At 35.5% G+C, this 23,892-nt stretch carries 9 protein-coding genes; all 9 read right to left on the bottom strand.

Features of this window, described 5'->3' with window-relative positions:
- Nucleotides 1-1,305 carry an ATP-binding protein gene (locus tag AA089_RS05090; RefSeq protein ID WP_046755836.1) on the bottom strand — a complete coding sequence of 435 codons (1,305 nt, stop codon included), beginning with the start codon at nucleotides 1,303-1,305 and terminating at the stop codon, nucleotides 1-3.
- 105 nt (nucleotides 1,306-1,410) lie between these two features.
- Nucleotides 1,411-4,137, bottom strand: coding sequence for a hypothetical protein (locus AA089_RS05085; protein WP_156168906.1), 2,727 nt, complete (start codon nucleotides 4,135-4,137; stop codon nucleotides 1,411-1,413).
- 75 nt (nucleotides 4,138-4,212) lie between these two features.
- Nucleotides 4,213-4,860 (bottom strand): hypothetical protein, encoded by a 648-nt coding sequence (locus tag AA089_RS05080; RefSeq protein ID WP_156168905.1) that lies wholly within the window; start codon nucleotides 4,858-4,860, stop codon nucleotides 4,213-4,215.
- A 4-nt stretch (nucleotides 4,861-4,864) separates the two neighbouring features.
- On the bottom strand, nucleotides 4,865-5,437 hold the full coding sequence (locus AA089_RS05075) for an imm11 family protein (RefSeq protein ID WP_046755833.1): 573 nt from the start codon (nucleotides 5,435-5,437) through the stop codon (nucleotides 4,865-4,867).
- Between the two features lie 5 nt (nucleotides 5,438-5,442).
- Nucleotides 5,443-9,744, bottom strand: a complete 4,302-nt coding sequence (locus AA089_RS05070) for a hypothetical protein (RefSeq protein ID WP_046755832.1) — start codon at nucleotides 9,742-9,744, stop codon at nucleotides 5,443-5,445.
- A 30-nt stretch (nucleotides 9,745-9,774) separates the two neighbouring features.
- Nucleotides 9,775-11,868, bottom strand: a complete 2,094-nt coding sequence (locus AA089_RS23490; protein WP_053002202.1) for a contractile injection system tape measure protein — start codon at nucleotides 11,866-11,868, stop codon at nucleotides 9,775-9,777.
- A 3-nt stretch (nucleotides 11,869-11,871) separates the two neighbouring features.
- On the bottom strand, nucleotides 11,872-17,715 hold the full coding sequence (locus AA089_RS05060; RefSeq protein ID WP_046755831.1) for a hypothetical protein: 5,844 nt from the start codon (nucleotides 17,713-17,715) through the stop codon (nucleotides 11,872-11,874).
- A 116-nt stretch (nucleotides 17,716-17,831) separates the two neighbouring features.
- Nucleotides 17,832-20,711 carry a hypothetical protein gene (locus AA089_RS05055; RefSeq protein WP_053002201.1) on the bottom strand — a complete coding sequence of 960 codons (2,880 nt, stop codon included), beginning with the start codon at nucleotides 20,709-20,711 and terminating at the stop codon, nucleotides 17,832-17,834.
- Nucleotides 20,699-23,890 carry a baseplate J/gp47 family protein gene (locus tag AA089_RS23485; RefSeq protein ID WP_053002200.1) on the bottom strand — a complete coding sequence of 1,064 codons (3,192 nt, stop codon included), beginning with the start codon at nucleotides 23,888-23,890 and terminating at the stop codon, nucleotides 20,699-20,701. Before AA089_RS23485 ends, AA089_RS05055 begins: the two co-directional genes overlap by 13 nt.
- Between the last annotated feature and the right edge of the window lie 2 nt (nucleotides 23,891-23,892).

The following is a 23,892-nucleotide window of genomic DNA, read 5'->3' as shown; positions in this document are numbered from 1 at the left end:
CTAAACCATTCTACCTTCTTTGATAAATTCGCGTTCTATTGCCGCTATTAATGAGGCATTGGAGAGTTTGGTTTCTTCATTAGCCAACGCATTCAATAATGCAAATTGTACAATATTGACAATGTTTGCTCCCGTAACTTCGTAATCTTCTGCAATTCGATCTAAGTCGAGTGACGCTGATACAAATGCTTCAGGAATGTATTTTTCCCAAAGTATACGGCGTTCAGGAATGCCTGGATTTTCAAATTCTATAATCGATTGAAATCTTCGGGTAAACGCTTTGTCAATGTTACTTCTGTAGTTTGACGCTAAAATGACCAAACCTGCATGCGATTCTATCCGTTGTAGCAAATAGGAAACTTCTTGATTGGCATATTTGTCATGCGCATCACGCACGCCTGTTCGTTTTCCAAATATGGCATCCGCTTCATCAAAAAAGAGAATCCAATCTTTGTTTTTTGCTTTGTTGAAGAGTTGTGACAGATTTTTTTCCGTTTCTCCAATATATTTTGAGATGACTAATGACAAATCTATTCTGTACACATCTTTGCCAGTATGTTTCCCCATGAGGCTTGCTGTAAGCGTTTTACCAACTCCTGGCGCACCAAAAAACATGACTTTGTATCCTGGATTTATTTTCCCTTCCATGTTGAAGTCAGCTAGTAAAGTATTGTTATGATCCATCCAAACAAGGACATTGTTGACTTCATTGAGTGTTTTTTCTTGCAGGACTAAATCGTCCCATTCCATAGTAGTTTCGAGGAGTTCGGCAGGAAAATCTTGACTTAATTTAGGTTTTGAAATTGATCCGTATACAAAGAGTTCAATATATTCATTGTCTAACATTAGTTTTCCACTAATTTTTGGTTCACCTTCTGGTGCTTTTCCTAAAGAAAGAATTGATTTTTTATGAAATATATGACTTTCGTCGAATGCTTTTACAATAAAGTTTCTTGCTACAAAATTATCGCCAGAAATGATGTATAGCGCGGTTTCTCCTGTTGGAATTATGCCACGATAGTTGGTTCCTTTTACACCTCCAAATTCTGGAAAATCGCTTCCATTAGGAAAATATTCAGAAAGAATACTTGTTAAGAAACCAGGAGAAACGTGCGGCAATATAGAGAGAAGCAGGATTAATATTTCATAGATTTGCAAGTTGTTTTCTATGACAAATTTTGAGAATTCAGAATCATCGGATGCAAAGTCAAATGTTGGAAAATCTATGACTTCATCACTTCCTGAATCTTGTACGAGTCTGAATCGGACTGCTTGTTTTATGTAATTAATGATTTCTACCGTCATGATATGTACACGAATTTGTTATCGTTTTTTGAAGATTCACATTGCTTGTGATTTTCAAATTTTAAAGTACGGAAGAATTCTTTACCTATACCACGGGAAAAACACCTATTCTTTGATAGTTTTCTTGCTTACTCCTTGCAACATTGTGTTGATTTTCTTCATGTTAGCCAATACCAACGAATCGTTTTCCAACACTCGTTCATAGTAACGTAATGTACTTTTGCTTAAATGTCGCGCCAACGTGGGTTCGTAAGTTTCCCATATACATTTGTTATCATTCGTTTCTGCATATTTGTATATTTTCTGATTTCTTTCTTTTAGAAAATCAACAAGTTTGTCTCTAATCGCCTTATTTTGAATTCTACCACCAATAAATCCTTCTACATCTTTAATGGTCAACACTCTAGGAAGATAGATGGGAATGTGCGAGATTTTATATTTTTTACTGTTTTCTACTATTCTAACGGAATCTGTAAGTTGATTTTCTTGTTTTCTACCACGCTCTTCCAACCGTTTTACCAAATCACTAAAGTAATCAGGATTTTTGTCTAAATTGGCTCCTGCACTAATGACAGCTGATAAATTTCCTTGTTCTTTTTCATCAAATTCAAGAAAATCTATTCCATGAAGTTCTTTAAAATCTTCCAGTATGTATTTTACGTAATTTGCTTTTCCATTGATAATTTCTACAAATACCACATTGGTTTCTGGTTGGATGACTTTATTTTTACCACGTTTTAAATTGTCATACCAATCTAAATTTGTGAGCAATCCGCTATTGTCTATAGCGCCAGCATCAATGTAATGCCCATAGTTTTTGATTTTTGCAGCTGGACTGAATCCTGGAAATCTGTTGGTACAGGAAACTGCTTGATAGAAAGAAATTGCTTTGCCGTTGACCAATTGTGATAAGTTATCCGCATTTAGAAACACATTTGGATCTTTATAGGAAACGGAACAAAATACGCCACGTCGTCCGTTGGTTTTAGCTGTATTTACTAATAATACAGGAAAGTAGCTATTGGTATCATATATGTTGTTTTTCCAATAGGATAAAAATGAATTTGTATCTAAAACACGATCGGTTTTACTTTCCAATATATTTTGGTAGTTTACCATTGAATAATACGCTCTGTCTTTATGTGGCGCTGCCAGTTTGTTTAATGGAAATACTTTTCGAATAAAATCCCAACCTAGCGTGTATGAAATATCAGAAGAAGCAAAGTTTTCATCGGCAACTGCATGAATTTGATGTTCAATTTTATCATATTGATCTTGGTATTTTCCTGCCAATACGGAATACATGGAAAGTCCCATCATTCCACCTGAAGCACCTGAAAAAGAAGCCGTTTGATCTAAAAAACGTCCTTCTGTTTCTTTTTGTATTTCATTCAACACTTTCATTGTCCAAATGTTTGCTTTTAAAGCACCTCCATGCGAAGCCACAAAGAACAAAGGTTTGTCATTGTCAATACGTGCCGTAATGGCATCTTTATAGGTTTCTATGTCAATAGAATTGCCCATTACAGTACTTTCCGTATCCAGTTGATGTACTTTGCGTTCGTTAAAAATTAAGGTTAATGCGATACCTAACGCCATAAAAAAGATGACGCAGGATATTACTTGCTGACTTCGACATACGACATTTTGTTGATTTTCTAAGGGAATCACTTGGGAAATTCTGTCACTTGTATACCCTAAGGTGTTTTTGTATTCTTTAACATCAATTTTACCTTTATCAAACGCATCTGCCTGACGTTTTATGGCTTGCATCACAAATAAATATTTCAGAACACATGCCAATGCGTAGTAAATGATGTAAATGTAAGCGAGTAAAATTGGCATGGCATTTATATGTTTCCAACCGAAGGCAACCGCCAAATTACTTTGTATCAATAGTATACATATTCCGATGGCAACTATAAAAAAGAATAGAATATAGTTAAAATCTATACTGATGTATTTTATGATTAGTGCTTTACTGTTGTTGTATAATTTTGATCTGAATAGCCGAAAATATATGTACGTTATTGCTGTAAAAAATGTGAGGATTTGTAATAGGAAATAGGTTGTTGCGTTGAATCCGCCAAAAATGGCAATTCCGATGAGCATTAAAACGGTTACTGTAAGAATTGTTAGAAAGAAATATTCTCCCTTTTTGTTGAACTTTATGTATGCCGCCGTTTCGCCTGAAGTTGGATTTACTTTTTTGTGAGCTTTATTCTCTTTGTCAATTTTTTGTTTCCTGCTAAGTAAATATCCCATGATGATAAAAGGTGCCAAGAACCAAATGATTCTAGTAATGACTAATACATATCTATTGATTTCTGCATATAACAGCTTTGATCTGAAAGTTTCATGAATGTAGTAATGCCAAATACAGAATATGAATAATCCCAACGTATACCGCAGGTATTTTGCCATGTAATCTTGGTTGTATTCTTCTCCATTTGGATCTATTTTTGGTGGTTTTGGCTTGTAAACGTAAATATTATAGAATTTCAACCATTTTTGTACGTACCAATAATTTTCATCTTTACTGTCATTGATATCTTTTGCATAGTAAATGTAAATTGGATAATGCGAAATGACCAAGGCAAATACGGAAATAATTACGTAACAAAGTATTAACGAAAATGGTCCACGTTCGATCATGTCAATTAAAAGCGTATATGCTTGATCGAGCGCTAGCACTAGTAGAAATATGATGGCTAAAATGATCAGACTTAAAAAAGATGCCCGCCTGAATTTATTGAATGAGGCGGAAAACTTATAAATTCCGTTAATGGCACAGGTGGGGAAATTTTTAAGGCATTTGATTACTTTTTCCATAAAAATTGTTGGTTAGTTTTGTAAGAAATAAATATACAAAAATAGTTTTTTTCTATTATTAACTACATATAGGTATTATTGAGTTTCCGTTTTGCGCATGTCAGTTACTTGTTCTCGATACATTTTTTTGAGTTGGAGTAATTGTTCTTCTTGAATGGTGGACGATTCTTGTAATTCTTTGATATTTATGAGTATTTGGCGTGCCATTGTGCGCTTATCGCCTTCATATTTTGGCAATTCTTTGATAAATTGGTGTGTTTGTGCAAATTTCTTTACATCTTTTGCTGCTTGATTTGAAGTGTCTTTGGCAAGAATTCTTTCGGAATACGAAATTGCTTTTTCATCATTTCCGAGAGCTAAGAATGCTTTTCCTATTTTTTTAATTTCTTCTGGTTTTTCAGTTGCCACAGTTTCTTCTTTTTTGACAAAAAGATCTACTTTTTTGGCTAGTTGTTCTTTTAGTTCTTCATTTTCAGGACATGTTGCCAAAGCATTCGTAAGTGATTCTACATCTGATAATACTTGTGCTTTTTCATATTCAAATAATCCTGCCACATTTGCTTTTGATATGACCGAAAATCCCATCATAATAAAGGATAGAATCATAAACCAAATCATTTTCATCATGGGTTTGTCTTTTTTGAAGAGCATAAACATAAAGACTAATGAACATACAAATAATGTTCCTCCGCAAATAAGTAGTATCAGTTCTGTTATTTTCATAAGATTACCATTCAAAAGAATTCATATCATAGGTAAATTCATCTATTGGAATAAATTCTAGTTCAGAAAGATTTAGTTGTTCTAAATCATTTTTTAGTTTTTCAGAGACTACAATTTGAAGTTTTAGCCCTTTTAATCTGAAAATATTTAATCCTTGAATCTTTTCTTCAAATAACACTAATTTTTCAACTTCTTCAATAATTTTAACATCAGGAGTTAATAATACACAGTCTGATTTTTCAAAATCGATAACATCTACTAAATGCAATAGATTAACGAAGAAAAAATTTAAGTTTGTTTTTTTTTCAAGATGAACAGGATATAATTCTATTTCATTTTTACAGTGTTTCAAGAGTATTTCAGTTACTTGTTCTGACAATGTTGGTAATGAATAGAGATTGTCTATAAAATGTTGAACTTCTCCTCTGTTTTTATGATATGTAATTTTTATATCTTTTTCTTTCAGGGAAATTCCGTCCGCATATTGATCATAAACACTCATATCAGAGAGTGTTACTTCTTCTGCGGTATATGAATTTGAAGATATTTCAAAATTTAATATGTAGTAATTATTCATAAGTATTATTTTAATTCTTTACCTGATTTTAACAAACCATCAATAACTTTATCTAAGAAAATCGTTACTTTAGGTCTCATTACTTCTAAAGCCTTTGCTTCTGCTAACCCAGCTTCCAAACCATCGTCAATGTATTGTTTTACAAGAGTTTCATAATTTTTTAAGAACGCCTCCATTTTAGATTTTATTGCTTTGCTAAATCTAGGATGATAACTATTAATTGCATGAATTGTTGATCCTTTTAAATCTTCTAATTCTTTTAATATACTCTTTAATTGGTTTAAATCAACATCAGCTGGCAATTTTAATGCAGTTTTTATTTCATCTATTTGTTTGGTAATCTCAGCTACTTCATCTGCATTTTTCACTACATCAGTTACACTATCTAATTGTTTAATTAAATCATCAAGTAATTTCATATCAATTCTCGGTAATCCAATCGCATTTTCGACTTCATCAATATTGTGCCCTAATTTTAATAATAAGTTATAGATTTTTTCATTTCCTTTCAAAGCATTTGGTACGACATGATGAACCGCTAAAAACTTTCTTGCATTTGTGGAAAGATTAGCTCCCATACTTGTTAAATAATCAAAGAAATTTTTTCTAAAATGAGGATTTCGGGCAACTCCTTTACTATTAATTTTTGCAATATTATCTGTTGATCTTGTTATTTCATCAAATAATTTTTTATAGATATTTTTATTTACTTCTAAAGCTTTGGCAACTTCATCTGCACTGGAGAGCCTTTTTGCAGCATCTTCGGTATTTTTTAATCCCTGTACGTAGCTTCCTGGCCCGCCACCTTTTTTGTTAACTCCAACTAAAATTCCTTCTATAGTTTTATCTCCTTCTTTTGTGACGAATTTCCCATGTTGTCCGACTTTAAGACTAGGCCCTTTTGGTTCTCCTATTCGTTTTCCTTTCGTTTTTACTTCCTTCACTTCTCCATTTGCCAATAATACCCAAGGATTTACACTTCCGTAGATTTGGAACCATTTGCCTTTACGTGTAAATTTGAACCCTTTGAATTTCGCTTTCTTTATCATTCGCTTTGCAAAGTCATCCAATGTTTTAGCACCTTTTCCAACACCTTTTCCGATTCCTTTAACACCTGTAACAACTTTAGAACCTGTTTTCATCAGTCCTTTTCCTGAAGCTTTGAGTCCGCTTCCAAGTGCTTTGAATGTATTTTTGGTTCCTGTAATTGCCATTTTTACAGAACCTTTTACACCTGCTTTTAATACTTTTAAGAGTGAAGACATGTCAAATAATAGAATGAAGATCAATTCTACTAACAGGATTCCTATGGCTCTTGCTAACGCGGCTCCACCTTTTACGATATTTCCTGCCCAACCTTCGGACATGTATGTTCCGAAGAAGCCTGAAGCTTTTAGCAATGCGGCTCCTGCCATGAGTGCGGCAAATATTTGTAATGCTGGTGGAATTAGCGAGAATATTGCGCCTCCTGTAGCAATTGCCAATGCTGTGATTGCTAAAACAACCAACGTACCAATGGTAATGTATAGGGCTTTATTTTCTTCCCATTTTTTCTGAATGGCGGTCATCATTTGTGTTTTTAGGTAATAGAGTCTATCTCCTACGCCCAACGGTTCTAATACACGCATTCCTGCAGGAATAGCTTCTTGAGTTGCCGCCTGTTTTCCTTCTGCTGAATCTGGTACATTTTTCGGAGCCTGCGCGCTTTGTTTGTTTATAAACCAATCTATTTGTCCTGTAGTGTTTCCATATAATTCTGGTGGCATTACCATTCCGCCACCGCCAGCATCGCCAACACTTTCTGTAATTCCTCCTGGATCTTCAGTTGTAGTAGCTGTAGAATTTGCGGTATCCGCTATGTTTAAATGCTCCATGGTTTCTACATTGGAAGCTCCAAACTCCATCTCGCCATTTTCTGGTAACATTGCCACTTTCGCCATTAGTTCGTCTGAGAGTTCCATATTGTTTGGCACAGATTCTACCATAAAATCTTCAGGTGTGTACTCGCCTTTATCTACATAGTTTTGTACAGGATCGGCAGTCGCTGTTGCTACGTCAGGTGCGCCAGGAATTGTATACGGAGTGTTTCGCTCAAATGGCAATGGTTTTGTGACGTCCATTCCCAAGAATTCTTCTGAGAGTTGTCCCCAAAAATTCCCAGGCATTTCTATCGCGGCACTTACCAAATTGGCGAGTCCTTGCATTATTTTGATGAGACCGACAGTAAGGAATTTCATCGCATCTAATAATAAATTGAATATTGCTTGATACGCTGCCAAAATTGCATCTAATGCGGCTCCAAGTAAATCGAGCAAGGCATTTACCGCTTTTTTGAGTCCTTCTGCCAACGTATTTACCGCTTCAACAGCAAAGTTTACGGCTTTGTCAATGGCTGCATTAAATTTGTCCCGAAGTTTCGGGAATGCGGCTAATGCTACGTTTACTAATACTTTTAAAGCTTCGCCAAATACTTTGATCATTCCTACAATGGCATCTCTGGCAAGATCAATGAGTTTGTTGGCAAACTTTTTAGCCGCTTCAATGAGTCCTTTTACAAGTTTTCGAAGTCCGTCAAAGAGCTTGTTGAGTCCTGCTTTTAACTTGTCGAAAAAGTTGCTGACCGCGCTTACGGCTCTGTCCCACCAACTTTTCTTTTCCGAATCTTTCTTGGCTTGTGCTTTTTTGCGTGCCGCTTCTTTGTCTGTTTTGGTTACTTCTTTATCTGCCTTCTTTTTAGCGGTATTGTATTCTTTGGTAATTTTTGTATCGGCATCTTTGACTTTCGCATCTATTTTACCATCAATTTTTTTCTTTTCAGCACCTGATTTTTCGCTGTATTCTTTTTTGACATTTTCATTTTCTTTTTGCCAAGCTCCACGTTGCGTGTTGACATCAGATTTTGCGGTGTTTTGCGCCTTTTCTTGTTCTTTTTTAACACGTTCCGTTTCTTTATCAATGTCTTTTTCAGATTTTTGACGTTCTTTTTCCTGATCCGCTTCCATTTTAGCATATTCGGCATTTTGGCGTTCCATATGTGGTGCTAAATCGGCATCAAGTTTTGCTTTGGCATTTTCATCAAAGTTATTTTTTACTTCGGCAGATAATTGCGGCATTTCATCTGCAAGCGCTGTTGGTTTTGGTGGTGTAGAAAGTTCAACCGTTGGCGACATCATTTCTAATTCCATTTCTGGATAGATGTCGTCTTCGCCTTTGTAGAGTTTGCTTTCCGCTATGTTTTTTTGTTGTTCTTTCGTTGTCGTTGCAGTTGACTCGTCTAAGTTTTTCTTGTTTTTGTTTGGATCTGCTTGTCCGGTAAGATCAACTTTTGGCTTTGTTCCTGGATTTGTAGAAACACTTTCGGAAGTTGGCAGTTTGCTGATTCCTCTTTTTATTTGCGATTTTCGATCTTCTTCGCTTCCACTTCTTCCTAAACCGAAGAAACTACGAATTCGTGCCATTGCAGAGCTTCGCGGTTGAACGCTTTTGGTCGATATTTGTGCGCCTTCTTTTTTTCCTTTCGGACTTAAATCTGGTAAGATCGATTTGTCACTTTTTATTTGTTCGCCAGCTTTTTCAGAAGATGCTTTTGCTTTTTGTTTTTGTACTGCAGATTTGGTTGGAATTCCCGTTGGTTGCTCTATTTCTGGAAGTGATTCTTTGAGCGTATTTTGTTCGTTTGATTGTACTTCGGAAATGGTTTTACTTGATTCTTTTACGCCTCTGATAAAGTTGGTTGGTTTTTGACTTGCCAAACCGTCTGCGTATACTTTACTGTTTTCAGTTGGCAATGCTACTGGTCCTTCTTCTTCTTTTATAGCTTCTTTTTCAGCTACTCCAGCTTGCGGAGCATCAGGTACGTTGTATGCTTTTCCGCCACCGCCACCGCCGCCAGTTTTGGCTTTGCTCTTTTGTGGTGTTTGTGATTTTACGTCTCCAGAGGTTTCCGATGTTGTGGCAACATCACTGTTTGCAGCTTCTTTTACTACTGTTGGTGTTTTCTCAGTTTCATTTTGTGGTGTTTCCTGTGTTTCTGCTGCTGTTTCTTCCTTTTGTTCTTCTAGATTTTTACTGTTTGTTGGTATCGCTGCTATTTCGGTAGTATTTTCAACGGTTTCTGTGTTGCCTTTTTCGGCATCTTGTTGGAGACTTTGTTGTTTTGTTGGTGTTATGAATAAATCGATCTCTTTGTCTTCATTTGTATTTTCACTATTTTTTTTTAGTTGCGTTGGCGCAATAAACAGACTTGATCGAGTGTTGTTTCCCTTCGATTTTTCAGTTGTATTTTGTTGAGCGCGTGCTGTAACCATAGTGTTTTTAGAGTGATTTTGTCATTGAAATTACCATTGAACATGCATCATTTTGTCCATCCATTTGAGTTGAAATAATCCTATACTCCACGGAATTTTGTCTAAGAGAATGTCTTGTGCAAAACGTTCTACAACTAATTTTATACTGTCTTCCGTTACCGTTATGTTTCCTTCACGTTTTAGAAACATATCGCGTATTGTGTTTGATGAACTGTTTTTTAGTACTGACCAATGTTGTATGACAGCTTGCAGTAGTTCTTCGCATAAAGCTTTGTCTTCGTCCGTGAGTGGCGTTTGGTAGTTTATGATTGTATCTAGCGGAATTCCTAAGCATATTTTTTCTAACGTAAGTTCTACATCAGTTACATTTTCTGTTCCTGTTGCCAAGAAATGAAGTAACATACATGCTTTTCCGTTGTCTGAAATTTCATTGTTTTCGGTTACTAATTTTGCTCCGTTAAAGAATTGTGCAAGGAATGGATTTAGTAAAATTAGTCCCGCTTTTTCCGTTGTTAGTGGAATTTCTCGCATTGGTTTGTTGTTCCTTGCAAGCCTTTCAAAAATGGTATTGTCAATTTCTTTTTCTGAAGTTTTGATCGTATTATTTTGATCTAAATTGCCTTGTGTTGTTGAATTTACTGAGTTCTCTGAAGTTGCATCATGTATCGTTGATTTTGCATCTGTTTGCGATTGTTCTGATTGTTGTGTTTTTTGTAGGTTTGAATTTGCTTTGGCAACATTTTTACCTGTAATTTCTTGCCTTGTTTTTTCAGATGATTGGATTGATTTATTTGATGATTCTGTACTGTTTTCCGATGTTTGACTTGTTTTAGACTTGTCCTTTACATCATTTTTTACTTCACTTTGATTTGCTGTTTTTTCAGTAGTTTTGGTCTGTTTTGCTTCCTTTGAAACCTTTGTGTTTTCGGCGTTTTGTGCTGCAATTTCGTTAGCCGATTTGTCTTTTAGCTCTTGCGGTTCAACATTATTCGTGATTGCTTTTATCTTTTTGCCTGCTTTTTCACTTTTTTGAACATTATTTTCGGTTTGCTGCGTTTCGTTAGCAGTTGTAGTTTTTTGCGAAGGTTTTATTGTATGTTTAGTTTGATCCGTGTTAGATTTCGCTATTTTTCCTATTTTTTCTGTTGTTGTATCTACGCTATTTTCGTGTTGTGCAATTTTACCATTTTCAGCGTTGTTTTTTGTTGATGTATGTTTCGTTAGAACCGTATTTGCTGCCTTTGTTTCTTTTGTGGTTCCTTTAGTGATATCGAATATTTTGTCAATTGAAATACGGATTGGTTGTTGCAAATCGTGTTGTACAATTGCCTGCAACATGGTTACCGCGAATTGATGTTCGTTGGTATTTTTTAGGTGTTTTTGTTCTGTAGTTGCTTTTGGTTTTAGTAGTTGAATGAACGTTTTTGAGAATTGTGCTAATGAGCTACTAAGTCCTAGCGTTTTGAACCAAATTTCTGCCTGAGCCTCTTGATAGTTGAGTTGTGTTTTTTCACAGATTGCTTTTAGAAGTTTTTTAAAGAAAGATGCTTCAATTTTCAGGTATTGATTGGTTATTTTTTGATTCGTATCAAGTATGGTTGCAAACTTTTCATAGTCGTTTCGCAACAGCGATAACATTCGTTCTATAGTTAGTGCATTTGCCGCAAATAGTGTGGTAAGTGTTTCTTTTTCAGCACTTGTAAATTGTACGATATTGCCCAACCATTCTTTGAAATTTTTTACAGAGATATACGCTGGTAAAACGCCATTTTTTAGATAGCTGCGTAGCGCATCAAACGGAGACGCTAAGGAAGTGATGGTTGCCCGTACACTTCCGTTAGTCGCTGTATTGTTTGTATTGATCTGATTTAATTGATCTTGAATTTTTGTGATGATTTTTTCTTGTAATTCTTCAAGATGTACACTTTCAACTTCTACATTTATGTCAATTTCGTCTATGCTACATTTTGTGTTTGGGTATTTTGTATCCCAATTGTTACAAAGGCGTTCTATTTTAGGCAGCAGCCGATCTTGAAAGAAATCTTTATAGTATTCTTCCCATGAAATGTGCTGTCCTTCATGATTCACTTCTACTTCAAATGCTATGTTATGAACCGTATGCATCTGTTATTTACGCTTCGTCTTTGTTACAGCGAATACTGTATCAAATTTTGGTTTTAACACTGAAGCTTTAGGCACGAAACCAGTTACATAGGTATTGGTAATGATTGTTCTAGGTTTTTCTACATATACTGCATTTCTAGCATTTGAATCTGTAAAGAAGGTATTTATTTCATTGTTCAGATTGTCGTCTACATTGGTTACACATCGTAGCAATTCTAATACGATGACTTCCATGATTTCATCGAGTTCTAGGAATAACTGATTGAACGCAGGATTGATATTAGTGTTATTGTAATATTTGCTCATGAGTAATCCTCTCAATCTGTTTATTTCTGCCGTAGCTGGAACTACAAGAGTAGATACAATTCTGGCGCTTAAGATGGCTATGATTACTTGATCTAACGGATCGAGAATTTCGTTTTTGAGCACATCTTCAAACGGTTGTCCTTTGAAATTCAATTTGAGCGAATTTAGTGCCCTATCTGCTCCTAATATTTGCAGTCTGTCTGCGTAAGGAGTTGAACATTCTAATCGTGCTAAAGGTTGATCGTCAGGTCGTGTAGTAGCAACAGGTATTGTGTTTTCTTCTACACATCCGCCTACTGGACTTGAGATCATCACGACTATTTGGTCATTTATTAAATCGTCATTTGTTGGTACGAGATAGGTATGTTCTCTTACTTTTTGTAATACAGTTTGATTTGATTTTAGAATGACTTGGTATGAGAAATAGTTTTTATCAATGAGGTCATGTGTAAATACAAATTCATATCCACCTTGAATCCATTTTGACGCAGGAATATCTTGCACTATGGTCTCTTTGATTGGTGTTTTGTACACTATTATTGACAAGCCACTTTGTGTAATATTATCCACACTGAAACGCAGCGTTGTTCCCCATAATGTTTGCGGTACTCTATCAGGATTAAATTGATAACGTCCACTGTTTATTGTTATAACGTTGCTAGGAAGTGAGCTGTTTGTACTTTTTAACACGCCTGTATCTTCAGAAACTCCTCTAAATATTACTGGTGCATCTGGTAAGCAGAATCTACTTTTTGAAACCGTTACTGGTCGCGAACGACGTACTGTTGTTTTTATGGTTTCTTGCGAACATAGGATTCCGTTTGTATTTGCTGAAAGTCGTAAGAATACTTGAACATTTACACCATTTTGATTGTCAGGAATTAGGTATCTGTTCGGTTCGCTTACTTTATCGAGTAGTGTATCTACGTTGTCTTTACGCATAAACCATTCGTACTTGTAATAGCTTCTATTGGTAATGTTTGATGTAAGATCGACAGCTAATCCTCCTGTTTCCCAACTTTCATTTGCAATGCTTATGTTTGTTTGTACGAGTTCAGGTATTTTGTAGACTTTGGTTGTGGCTTTTACTTCGCCATCAGCCACAAAACGTATGTCTTCTCCAAGCAATTGTTCTGGTACTAATGCAGGATTTAGCATGTAGTTTCCTAATGATCCTTGTATAAAGTCAACTCCATCTGGAGATGAAACACTAAATGATGAAGGCGTCACGGTGATTTCATATCTCAATACTCCCGATTGCGATTCCACATGACAGATTTCAGGAACTATAGTTACCGTCACATCTGGACGATTTTCTTCTATAACCATTTCTATGTTTGTATGTTCGCAAGAATTTTCGATGAGTTCTTCTTTAACTTGAACGTCGAGTGTATAGTTTTCGTTAATACTTCCGTTGTTGGTAATGATTTCAAAGTTAATTTGTTCTTTTTCCGTTAGAATAATTGCTCCTTGCGCATCTTTCCATATGTATTGTAAGTATTCTTCAATGGTATCTATTTGATCTTCTAAACTATGTGTAGCTTTCAGATCGATACTGAGTGTATTGCCATTCCAAGAAGGATTGTCATAATTCGCATTTATACTTGATGGAACTTTGTATACAACGGTTGAAGCTACTAGCTCGTCTTCAATTTGAAACTCGATTGGAACTCCGATTAACTCATTAGGAACCGCAATACTATTAAATGCATAGTTTCCTGAATCGCCTTGTAATAATTCAATCCCAATTTCTTCTGCTATTGGACATTTTAATACTGCTTGATCGTCAGAAACGACAATGTTTATTGGTTCAAGCTCTTCATCTTCTAACCAACAAATTGCTGGAGGAATGCTTACAGTAATATCTGGTCGTACTTCTGCGATTTCTAATGTGAATTCTTCTGAGATACATAATTCGTCTTCTGAACCAATGACTTGAGCACGTACACAAAGTGATCTGTTTACATCGCCATCAAGCGAATCAAAACGTGTGTTTACTATTCGCGTATTAGCAATTACTTCTCCGTTTTCATTTACCCATTCGTATGCGAAGTATGCTTTGTCATCATATGCATGCGTTGCTCCAAGTTTTATATTTACACCAGTATCATCCCAACTGATTACTTCACTTCCTGTAGTCATGGTTCCTGGTATGAAATATACTCTAGTTGCGAAGTCTTCTACAGGAATTCCATTGACTTCAAATGTGATTGGTTCGCCTGCTAATGCCGCTGGAACAAATAGTGGATTTAACGTATACACGCCATCAAAGAATTCAATGAAGCTTTGTCCATTTGCAGGTTCTTGTGGCGATGTTAATACACCATCCGAAGGAGTTACTGTTATTGTTTCAGAAATTGGAGTTGTTTCTTGTACATTGTAGCATATTTCTTCTGTCATATTCACACCAACTTCGATGATTTCTTGTTCTTCATCAATCGTTATCGGAATTTCCAAACTACATGGTACTGGATTTCCGATGACATCAATTAGAATGGTAATGTCTTCTTGGAAAAGTGTTGCTTCTGTAAGAATTAGTATGTTTGACGGATTTTTACCTAAGGCAATTTCCGAACCGTTGTTGCGTTTCCAAGTGTGTTGTAAGTACAGTAAGTCTTCTAATTCGTGTGTTACATTTAGGTTGATAACCAAACCATCTTCTGTCCAAGCGACAAATTCGTAACTTGCCGTTACATCTTCTGGTAGTTTGTACACCATGGTTTCAATAGGAATGGTTGGAATTTTTCCATCAACGAGGAAACGAATTCCTTCTCCGAGTAGTTCATCTGGCACTTGTGTAGGATCAAAAGCGTATCCTTGTGCTGTTGTGATGATGAATGCTTCTCCGTCTGGCGATGTTACCACGCCTCTTTCTGGTTCTACAATAAAATCTACCTGATCCGAATCTGATGGCAAACAGAATTTTTTGCGTGCTATTGCCAAAGTTACAGGATCTACAAGATCGCTGTATACGATGGTTTTTGGTGCACATTCTGACATGCACATGTATGGTAATGCAAAATCGAAGAGTACTTTTCTATCAAATTTTTCAACAATGGTATCTTCATCTTCAAGCTTCACTTGTCGTTCACCTAAATATACTAACAGGAATGTTCCTCCTTTTGGAACTCCTGCCATGTGTTCTAAACCTGGATGTTGTTCTATAAATTTTGATAGAATTAATTCTTTGTATAGATTTAATCGAATGTCATCTAATTGTGTTTTGAGCCAATTAAATTTTTCTTTTATACAGCACAATCCTGCAATTTTATGAACTAGAAATTCATACATTTTGTCATGTACTAATTTTCCAAATGTTCCGTTTTCGGTTGTGGTTGAAAGTGTATTTAATACTTTTTCTACTTCTGTACATAAGTCTGCGAAAGCACTATGAAATGCTGTCCAACGCTCGGTAACATATACATCTTGCAGTTGCTTGATGAATCTGTATTTTACAATTTCAAGATGTGTAATGAGTCGCATAGGAATTTCAAAGTATAGTTTGAATTCATTACTATCTGTATCAATTGTTTGGTTGTTTGATCTTCTATCAAGCACGGCAACTACTTGTGAAACTACATAATCAGCCGTTAAGTTTTCAGGATTTATACCATCAACTACATTTTCTATGATAAAAGCGAGTGAGTATTTGTAGCCACTATTGGTACGAGTTGTATAGTTTGCGGCAACATCGCCACCGAGAACAATTCTGTCTTTTGCTGTTGCATATTTTTGGTTGGCTGCAGTTTTAAAACTTGTTTTTACATTTTTTGTTTCTGTAACTGCTACAGCTAGATTATCCTGTAAGCTTTCTACGATACCTATTGGCGTTTTTACATTGACGGCTTCTTCTTTGTCATTTTCTGCTTGCGCTGCTTTGAGTACTGTGTGTACACTGGAGACAGTATCATTTGTACCTAAAACTGTATATTGATAACGTCTGAAGAAATCAATTGCTCTGTTGGCAGTGCAGTTAAATTCTTCTTCCCACGTTTTTATGAGCGTTACATATTCTTTTGTTTCGCAAGTATCTTCATCCAACGAAATTTTGTTTACAGGATAGCCAACACTGATGGCTTTTACATCAAAAGGTAAGTTGTATTGTGCTTTCTTTTTGAGAATGTTTCGCAGTGCGAGCACAAAATTTTTCCCTTGATGTCCTTCTATTCTGTAGAAATCTTTGTCGAGATGATTGTAGTTTAATGGATCTTTTATACACGCTAAATCTTTTAGATTGGTCGTTGTATAGCCCAATTGATAGCTTGATCTTCGATTTTTATTTGCTTCAGGATTCCAGTTGTTTACCAACGAACTTCCACTTTTGTAGTAGTATGGAATGCTACGTTCGCTTAGTTTGAAATCGTATGTTTTAGAAGGTGTTATTTTTATTTGGGCACTTTCAAAATTTAAGATATTGAAATCTTTGAGTTGGTAGAAAAATTTGATACACAACGTTCTGATGGCAATTAGGTTTTCATCGTTTTCAGAAACCATTGGCGACGGATAGAAGTCGTGTCGTGTTTCTAATCGTGTGGTTGGTTCGGGAGTTCCTAATAGTAAGTGCTTAGGGAATGCTTTAATGTTAGGTACACATTCAAATTTTGAGTGCAAGATGTATGACCTGATTTCGTTGTATGTATCAATTAAGTCTTTTAGTAAGTCGTATCTGTATTGTACATATTCATCATCTAATTCGCTAAAAATGGTATCAATATAGATGGCAATGTCGCTGATTAATACACCATATTTTTGAAAGTTGATGCGTTGACTAAAGTTTCTGATGATGGTAGATATTCCAACATATAAATCGCCTTTTAAGATAAATGTATCTTTGTATTGTTTAATGATTGGCATTCCAACATTCGTATTGGTTGGTGTCAGAATGATTCTTGGCAAACATAAATCTGGAAGTTTGTCATAATAGTCCAATACATCGTGACTTTGGTAAATGGTGTCGTCACTAGTTAGTATGTCTTTATTATTTTTGTGTGTGATTAAAAATTTGAGATTACTGAATACTTTGTTTCCAGTTTCGTCGCAGCCAGAACCGCCACATAATCCTTCATCTTCTGTATAACTTTCTACATACGCTATTACAATACAATCTTTTAGCGTAGTGCTTTCATTAGTGCTAAAAGAAGCCAGCGGAAGCTCGTTTTCACGTCCCGCTGACCCTTTTTCGTAGAGTTCATATACTTTCATGTCACCTTTTGTAAAGAGATCGTATTCTGCTTTGTCCGTAAGGGCTGAATAGTATTGAAATCTACGTGTTTCTGATTTTATGATGTCGCCATCGGTGGTAATTCCTACACCTTGGCCAATTTCTATATGTTTTGTTGATGATGAAACAATATTTAAACCACAACCGACACCAACTCCTGTAAGGTAAATTCGACTTAATCGATCTTGATCTTCGAAGTAATTTACGATTTTATTTAGGTTTTTGTGTGTTAACACTTGATCTGGTAAAAATTCTTCATAAATATTACCTCGTGTGTTTAATATATGTAAATACGGTTCTTTTTTTTCTATTGTTTTCATCTGTATTGTATTTTTTTCATTTTGATTGTTTCAATATTTTCATATTGCTAGTGTTTCAAAATGTGATTTCGTATTTATTATGATATTGTTTGTTTCTTCTCACAACTACTGCGCTTTTAGAGTGATCCAAGTGCGCTTCTGTTGAGTATGATTCTGTTTTTCAATTCGCCATCTTCATCATTACAATCGTGTAATGTTCCTGTTGCATATATGGTATTCATTCGGTTGATAGCACATAAAAGGTTTTTGGTACTTGTATGCGTTGCCATGTATTCGTTGGAAACTCTTCCTTTTGATTTTAGAAATGCTTTCCAATATTTTTGCACGTATTTCATGTCGTACAATTCGTCGTTTTCTATTATTTTGTAGGTGTAATTTTCATCTTCCATGAGTTCTCCTGACCGAAAGACAGATGCTTTTGTGTTTTTAGTTATTTCTTTCTCTGTATTTTCTTCTGACACTTTATCAATGATTACTTCGTCTAAATTGATGGGCGTTGAAATCACCACATCCGAAATGTTTATGTTAGGATTATCTTCTTTCGGAATTCTTTCGATTTGCGTCATGGCGCCATCAATGTGTCCTACCCAACATATTCTTGGAAGAATGTGCGCTGGCAATTCTCTTCGAATTAGGTCTTCCATAAAGATTCTGAAATCTATATTGGAAAATCGTGCTGTATATCCTGGAAATATGATGGTTACTTGATACGAAAACGGATCAATTTCACTACAACCCAAACATTTTTCATCTATACATAATGGCAAACAATCATTTATATCATTGATTTCCTCACGTTTGTATGGTAATGTTAGGATGTTTTCGATGAGATAGAATCCTTCATCAAAGAGTAAATTTTCAATGAATTTAATGGTTTCTAATCGTTTTTCTATGGCTTCAGTTTTTGTATCGTAATAGTGATTGTACTGTCTGCCAATTACCTCATCTTTTTCATTAACTAATGCTATGTAATAGCGTCTTGAAGGCGTTTGTGTTCTGCGCAGTACAAAGTTTTCACGATTTGTAACTAGTTTGAGTACTATGAGTAATTCGTTGATTGCTGATTGTTTTGAAGCAAAATCTTTTTGAGATGATAGAAATACCATGTCATCGCTTTTTATTTTCCAGCGATATTCTATGTGAACGCCTTCACTTATGGTTACGCGTTTTAGCGTTTCAACCGTAATATTATCGTTAAATAAGTCTCTACGCGAATAATCGTCTAACCCAGAAAGCAATGCAATTCGTTTTTGAAAACCTGAAACGTTTGTAGTGTTCCACTGGTTTGTTTTTCTGTAATTGAATGCCAATCCACGTTCTGAACTTATGGTATCGTATTCTTTGATGAATCTATTTTTTGTTTTGATGATGTTGTTGTCTACACTGTTTTTCGATCGTCCAAAAAGTTTGTACATCGTGTTGGTATAATCTTCAAATACTTCTGCAAAACGAGCAATTAAATGATCTAAGAGTTCGTTTCTACGTGCATTGAAATCTTCTAGTTTGTCAATGATGTTCTCCACATTTTCTTTGTAATCCGGAAAGTCTTTGAGTAATGTCTCTATTCCATTGATGCCTTCTACCGCTTTGAAAAAGTACGTTTGTTGCAAGTCTTCATCAGCTGACAATAGTGTTTTTATATGCTCTAAATGAGAGAAATATGTACTTAAAATTTGATCAAAAAATACTAAATATCCTTGTAATTGTTTTGCTTTTACTTTGCGTTCGTCTGAAACTGTATTTGATAATCCATATTTTGAGATTCCGTAGTTTTCAGGCAAATCGTGTTGTGTAGTTTGGTACTTTATTTCGTTGTACACACCTAAAGGCATTGGCAAATCGTCAAATGATTTTTCCTGACTTGCTTTGGCTTCGGCTTTGAGTTGTGCTAAGTTTTCTGCTACGATTTCGCGATTAACGCCAATTGGCAAGAATCCTTTTTTATATTTTATGGTACTTTCATCACATAATACTGGCAAATGATTGTCTGCCACACAAATAATCCAAGGATCACTTTTTGCGTTTATGTTTTGATTGCACTCCGTTTCTTCGTCTCCTGTTTTTGGCGGACAGTTGTCAATACTGATATCTTCTATGAGTTTTACACCATCAATTTTCATGATAATATTCATGATGTCTGATAAACGTACATCTTTTCGAAGCTCTGACTTTTGTAATTCTTCTGTGGTTAGAAAACCATTTTCTAAGATTGGACCTTCAAATATTTGATCTGACGAAAGTCCGCTATCGAGCATTTCGTGGAGCGTATTTGCTTTTACATTTGGCGATAGATATTGACCAACTTTCCATTGAATTTCCGCATCAATGCGTTCTTCATCTGCATGGTTTTCAAGTTGAATTTGCGCACAAACTCTTATGCATTGTTTTGGTATTTTTTTAACTTCTACCAAGTCTTCACATAGATTTCTGTTGCTGTGATATTTGGTGAATATTTTTTCAATGATTTCTTCTTCAACAAATTCCTCTCCTTCTTCAAAATCGACCAAGATTGTATACAATCCTTTGATGTTGAATGGTTTTGAGTTGTATTCTGAATCTGTAAATGGTGTAAATGCTATTTTTGGTGCTTCAGGATTACATTCAGCGTACAGCGATATATCGTGAATCGCCAACCAACAGTTTCGCACACCTTTGATGTCTATGAATAGTTTCCTATAATCTAAAACCGTAACAGGTTTACAGGTAAGTATATTTTTTGCCGATTTGAACTGCTCGTGCATTTTAGCAAAGTTGTCATCTGCGGAAGCGACCAAGTTTTCAATGGGCTGATCAATACGTAAACCTAAGTCTGTAATGGCATAACATAACAGTTCCATGATGGTAATTCCTGGATCGTGAATGTTATAGTCGGTCCATAGTTTGCGACTGAGATCTTGAATGTATTGCTGTCCTGTGTCTCTTAGAAACTGAAAGTCCAGATCGTCATTGTAGCGTACATTGCTCGGTATGGTAATATGTTGATCTAAGATTGACATAGTGTTGTTGTTATGGCGTTTACAGCATGCAATTCGGGCAATACTGAGGTTAAAATACTTTTTTGGTCTGTTGGTATGATTTCGTCTTTTTCTTCTCCGTCGTGCAACATTTTGAAATCTTTGATGTAGTCTACGTAGTTGAGATTTTCAATGTAAAAGATGACTTCACTTGCATACATAGCGTTTCCGAAAGAAATCATTTGATCTTTGTCAAACGCCCAAGGCGAAAGGTATTGTGCAATGTCTTGTTGCAATTGTTTTGCATAAAAGTTAGCATCTAATCCTTCGTAGAATCGTGCTTTTAAACCGATTCGTACTTCTTCATATACAGGCGATATTACTTTTGCATTTACGTGTAATGTGTTGAGTTTATTGATGTACGTTTCTATAGCGTTTAGTTTTGTTTGACTTAGTTTTGGCTTATAGATATCGTATACATTTTGGTCTTTTATGTTTGGAACCGCAACCAATAGAACTTCTCCTGGCGTTTTGAAACTGGAGCGTGTACTGTGATTTAGACATTTTATTTTGTGCAAATAGTTGAATTCTTGAAGAATAAGATGTTCATAATCCCACAGCGTGATGGCTCTATTTTTGTGACGTAAACGCTCGCTAACTCTTCTGTAAAAATCCAAGTCACTTTCTTTCGGAAAACCGTCAAAAGAAGCATACGGTTGCGTTACTTTTTTTACTGTAGCCAAACGATCTTTGAGTTTGGAAATTGTTTCCGCAGGCATTCCGTTCTCTAAGTGATCTAAGGTGTTTTCTTTGTTTAAGAATTTTACTTCTACTGCTTGCGCGTGAATGTTTGTAAACTTAGATACTGTATCATATGGTTCGTCAATTGTGGCACGAATCCATAAGTAATCTTCTATAAAAAGTGTATTTTCTCCAAATCGTTTTGGCACAGTAAAGGCTACCAATCCTGCTTTTAAAAAGTTGTCGGTTTGGTCTTTGAGTAAGAAGATTGGTTTTAGATTAATCCATGTATTTTTGTATAAATATTGCCATGTAACCGTTGCTAATTGATAGGCTTCAATGGCATCAGGATTTTCTGAACCTTCTTCTATTTGACAAAGTAATTGTATGTTTTGATCGGCTACTGCTTTATCAATTCCGATGTATAATTGTCCGCCATTTTCTGGCTGAGGAACTAACGTTGCGTTGCTTGTTTTTATTTTATTGATTCCGAAAGGAAGCTCATGATATAATTCTAGCTCGTTTTTCGTTTCTGAAAAGACTTCTTTTGTGGTAATTGCAACTTTTAAGTTTTCTGCAAATGGTGCATATGGTGCATTTGGCAACGCAAATTTATGAAGTGCCAAGTATGTATATATTTTTGCATACGCATCATGTAAAAAGTTATTTTGTAATGATAATTGAATGAAATAATCATCCGTTATTTTTGGAACATACGTGCGATTTGTTGGTAAGAAGTGTTTGAATTCTACCGTAGAAGTTCCTGTAAACATTTGCTGATCTTGCTGTGATGTACCATTTGAAAGATCGTCTGAAACACTTCCACTGTCTGATCCGTCAGAAGTGACATTAACTTGTGCGTCATCTCTATCGGCACTGTAGTCATAGCTTAGTGCAGCAGCTTCATCTTGGTTGAATGGACGTGCAAAAGCAGCATCTTTATTTTTGTCTGCCGTTTTTAAACGTACGTCTACTTCTTGCGCAAATTGTTCTTCTTTTGACAACAGTACTTTATCAACCTCAGCAACACTTTCTACGATATCTTTGGTACTTCCGATATAGTCTGTAAGTACTCTAAAACGTTGTGAACCGTTTGCGCCTGTTACGATTGGTGTTTTTAATCCAGCATGTACAGAAATAAAAGTTTCTGGCGGCGTTATGTTTAGGTATTGTTGAATGTAATGTTTGTAATGCGTTTCAAAATTATCTGGATTGTCCTTCCAATCTAAGGAAACAGTTACATCACTGATGCGTTTACCAATCCATTCTTTGGAAGAAATTTTTAGTTTCGCACGTTTTTTGGCTAATGGTCCAAATGGGAAAAATGGATTTTCGGTGTTTACTTTTCCCAAATCGTTTTTCACCGTTATACCTGTTTTGTAGATTCCTGTTGTTGCAAGTTCTACACTTTCTAAAGTTGCTTCAGAAATTGTTGTGTAGGTTTCAAAAGTTGTTTCTTTTCTGTCGTTTTGGTCAAATAATACACGGATGATTGGATGTGTTGTAGTGTAGTTTCCTTCGTGAATTTCCGTGTCGTAGTTTACTATTTTTTCATCATCTTCATTCAGTGTTATTTCAATCGTAATTTTATTGTTTTTTACAACTGCAGATTTTACAGTTGGAGTTTCCCAGCCTTTTTCTCCAGTATGTTCAACTGTCAGAAGTGGTTTTAAGTTTGTGTTTAGCACTAATTTGTTATAAGATGCAATTAGTGTTATCGTTCGTTTTCCTTCTGTCAATAATAAGGAAGGAGAACTTACAGAGAATCCTTTTTTGGCTAGGTTTCTGTCGGTATCTCCAAAAGGTAACCAAGATGTACTTCCAGTTTCAAACTCGCCGCCTTCGCCATCTTCAGAGTTTGCAATAGGAGAAGCATACCAATTTGCGGCATCTTCATGTGCGTATGTATTTTTTAATGCGGAGACAGTAGCTTTGTTGATGACAATTTCTTCTTCAAGCTGATAATGAATCGTGTTTCCATCAGCATCTTTCCCTGCATTTAGTAAGGTTTCATCACTTAGAAATTGTTGTTCTGCATTTTTTGCTAATTCAAATATGATGTATGCATGATCTGCATTTTCATCATTTTTATCAAGCTGTAATACTTTTTTGTAATAGAAATCTAAGTGTCGTTTTGTGATTTTGTTGAATCGTTCTTTGCTTTGATTGAGTAGTTTTAGAAACGCAATAAAGAGTGCCAATTGTGGCGTTACATCTCCTTCTGCATAGGTTTCTATGACTTCTTTGATTTCTTCGGAAGCATTGTGAAACGGTTCCCAAGTTCCTGTTGGTGTTGTGTAATTTTTGTTGTTATATAGATTGACATGCTTAGAAAATTCTTCCGCAAAGTTCATCCAATCTTTTACATCGAATCCCATAAGCTCAACACTTTCAGGATCGAGTAAAGCATGGTATCGCGATTGCTGCGTAGTGCCTTCGCGTAACTTTATTAGTGTATTTTCTGTACAATCGTTTTGCATGA

It is taken from the genome of Kordia jejudonensis, assembly GCF_001005315.1.
GTDB classification, from domain to species: domain Bacteria; phylum Bacteroidota; class Bacteroidia; order Flavobacteriales; family Flavobacteriaceae; genus Kordia; species Kordia jejudonensis.
This window is presented reverse-complemented; position numbering and strand designations above follow the sequence as displayed.